Origin of the sequence: Salmonella sp. SAL04214 (assembly GCF_046550615.1) — a bacterium.
In the GTDB taxonomy this organism is placed as follows: Bacteria; Pseudomonadota; Gammaproteobacteria; order Enterobacterales; family Enterobacteriaceae; genus Salmonella; species Salmonella enterica.
Genome location: NZ_JBGDXT010000023.1, coordinates 1 through 2,905 on the forward strand (window position 1 = coordinate 1; position 2,905 = coordinate 2,905).

5 protein-coding genes are annotated in these 2,905 nt (G+C 68.0%); all 5 read right to left on the bottom strand.

All coding sequences use genetic code 11. The features are described 5' to 3' along the window. Positions 1–770, bottom strand: a 770-nt coding sequence (locus ACLJQD_RS22830) for a heme lyase CcmF/NrfE family subunit (RefSeq protein ID WP_139758350.1), incomplete at its 3' end; no start/stop codon positions are given. Beyond that, entirely contained in the window at positions 767–1,246 is a 480-nt protein-coding gene (gene ccmE / locus ACLJQD_RS22835; protein ID WP_001053618.1) for a cytochrome c maturation protein CcmE, read from the bottom strand. The genes ACLJQD_RS22830 and ccmE, both read right to left, overlap by 4 nt. Continuing rightward, a complete protein-coding gene (gene ccmD / locus ACLJQD_RS22840; protein WP_000074111.1) occupies positions 1,243–1,455 on the bottom strand; it encodes a heme exporter protein CcmD in 213 nt (70 codons plus the stop codon). Before ccmD ends, ccmE begins: the two co-directional genes overlap by 4 nt. Beyond that, entirely contained in the window at positions 1,452–2,189 is a 738-nt protein-coding gene (locus ACLJQD_RS22845) for a heme ABC transporter permease (RefSeq protein ID WP_017442047.1), read from the bottom strand. The genes ccmD and ACLJQD_RS22845 overlap by 4 nt, the downstream gene beginning before the upstream one ends. A gap of 51 nt (positions 2,190–2,240) precedes the next feature. Beyond that, on the bottom strand, positions 2,241–2,900 hold the full coding sequence (gene ccmB, locus ACLJQD_RS22850; protein WP_000990033.1) for a heme exporter protein CcmB: 660 nt from the start codon (positions 2,898–2,900) through the stop codon (positions 2,241–2,243). Positions 2,901–2,905 lie beyond the last annotated feature (5 nt).

Consider the following 2,905-nt stretch of genomic DNA (forward strand, 5'->3'; position numbering starts at 1 on the left):
GTGCCCGCCAGCCACGGCATAAAGGAGGCGTTCTCCACCGGGTCCCAGAACCACCAGCCGCCCCAGCCCAGCTCGTAGTAGGCCCACGCCGAGCCGAGCACGATGCCCAGCGTCAGGAACACCCACGCCGCCAGCGTCCACGGGCGGGCAAAACGGGTGAACGCGCTGTCCAGACGCCCGCTCAGCAGCGCGGCGATGGCGAAGGCGAAGGCCACCGAGAAGCCGACATAGCCCATGTACAGCAGCGGCGGGTGGAAAATCAGCCCCGGGTCCTGCAGCAGCGGGTTCAGGTCGCGCCCCTCCACCGGAAAGGCCGGCAGCGTGCGGGCGAACGGGCTGGAAGTGAACAGGATGAACGCCAGAAAACCGGCGCAGACCATCCCCATCACCGCCAGCACCCGGGCGACGATATCCGCCGGCACCGGCCGGCTGAACACCGCCACCGCCAGGGTCCAGCCGCTCATCAGCAGCACCCACAGCAGCAGCGAGCCCTCGTGCGCCCCCCAGGTGGCGGCCACCCGGTACCACACCGGCAGCTGCGTGTTCGAGTTGCCGGCGACATAGGCCACGGTGAAGTCGTTAACCACAAAGGCGTGCACCAGCACGAAAAACGCGCCCGCCACGCAGATGAACAGCAGCCAGGCGAACACCCCGGCCGACGCCATCATCCGCGCGTCGCCGCGCGCCACGCCCCACAGCGGGTAAACGGACAGCAGCAGCGCCACGCCGAGCGCCAGGCACAGCAGCGCGTGGCCGTATTCAGGCATCATGATGAGGTGTCCTTATCAGCGCGTTGCGGGCGGCGGTGGTTTTCCTGCATCGCCTTTTCCACTTCCGGCGGGGTGTAGTTCTCGTCATGTTTGGCCAGCACCTCGTGCGCCAGGACGTGGTTGCCCTTCTCCAGGGTGCCCTGCACCACCACCCCCTGCCCCTCGCGGAACAGGTCCGGCAGTATCCCCTCATAGCTCACCGTCACCGACCCTTCGGCGTCGTAGAGGCTGAAGTTCACCTTCAGCGAGTCCGGGTCGCGCCTGACGCTGCCGGGCATCACCATCCCGCCGACGCGCAGGCGCTGGCCCGCCGCCGGCAGCTGCTGCGTCTCGCGCTTGCCGTAGAGGATTTCGCCGGGGGTATAGAACAGGTCGATATTCGCGCGCAGCGCGTACAGGACCAGGGCGGTGGTCAGCCCCAGGCCCGCCAGCACCGCGCAGACCACCCATAGCCGGTTTTTACGTCGCAGGTTCACGCCGCCTCCTGTTGCGCCTGTGCGGCACGCATCCGCGCCTCGCGCGCCTGCTGCTGCACCACGCCGCGCAGAATGGCCCGGCGCTGCAGCACCGTGTGCAGCGCCAGCAGCGCCAGCGGCGCCACGGTCATCGCCACCGCCAGCCAGACAAAAAAGGCGTACCCGCCCATGGCGAAAAAATCGCTCCACGATGAAAATGCCGGACTCACCGGTGCCCCCTTTTCAGTATCAGTTCGCTCACCCACGGGCGGCGTTTTTCCATCAGTAAAATCAGGTTGCGCATCCGCATCAGCGACAGCGTCATAAAGAGCAGCAGGAAGCCGGCGATGGCCCAGCGCAGCGGCGAGCGCATCGCCGGGTCGATACTCTGCTGCATCCGCGTCGAGCCCTGGTGCAGGGTGTTCCACCACTCGACGGAATAGTGGATAACCGGCAGGTTCACCACGCCGACCAGCACCAGAATGCCCGCCGCGCGCCCGGCCATTTTACGGTCGTCAAAGGCGTGCCACAGGGCGATGACCCCGGCGTAGAGAAACAGCAGCACCAGCTCCGAGGTCAGGCGCGCGTCCCACACCCACCAGGTGCCCCACATCGGTTTGCCCCACGCCGCGCCGGTGACCAGCGCGATGAAGGTGTACACCGCCCCCACCGGCGCCATCGCCGCGACGGCAAGGCTGGCCATTTTCATCTGCCAGACCAGCCCGGTAAACGCCGCCACCGCCATCGCCGCATAGATACCCATTGACCAGATGGCCGCCGGGACATGCAGGTACATAATGCGGTAGCCCTCCCCCTGCTGGTAGTCCGCCGGGGCGAAACCAAAGCCCCGGACCCAGCCGGTGGCCAGCGCGATGATGCCGGCCGCCGCCAGCCACGGCACGAGCCTGCCGCAAATCTGATACAGCCGGGGCGGCGCCGCCAGCTGATGAAGGGTTTTCCACATAGTCGTCACCTGACCTCCTGAAACCAGTAAAATGTCCGTCGCGCCGGGGCGCTACTGCACGCTGAGGCGCAGCGCCGCCGCGGTGGCGAAGGGGCTTAACGTCGCGCTGCCCGCCAGCAGCGCCCCCAGCACCGCCAGATAGCCGTCAGCGGGTAAATGCATCGATGCCGCGTCCATCGCCGCGGCGGCGAAAATCAGCACCGGGACACTCAGCGGCAGCACCAGAATGCCCAGCAGGACGCCGCCGCGCCGCAGCCCGGCCGTCAGCCCGACGCCCGGCGCGGCGAGAAACCCCAGCGCCGGCGTGCCGAGCAGCAGCGTCAGCGCCATGATTTTCCAGCCGTACACGTCCATCCCCAGCAGCAGCGCCACCAGCGGGGAGAGCATAATCAGCGGCAGGCCGGTCACCGCCCAGTGGGCCAGCACCTTCGCCAGCACCACCGCCGGCAGCGGCACCGGCAGCAGCATCAGCTGCTCCAGGCTGCCGTCCTGCAGGTCGTCGCGAAACAGCCGCTCCAGCGCCAGCAGCGAGGCCAGCAGCGCCGCCACCTGGATGATGCCCGGCGCGATACGCGCCAGCAGCTGCGGCTGCGGCCCGACGCTTAACGGAAACAGGGTGATGACCATCAGGAAGAACCACAGCGGGCCGGCGATGTCCGCGCCGTGGCGGAACGCCACGCGCAGCTCGAGACAGAAGACACGCCACATCACAGCCC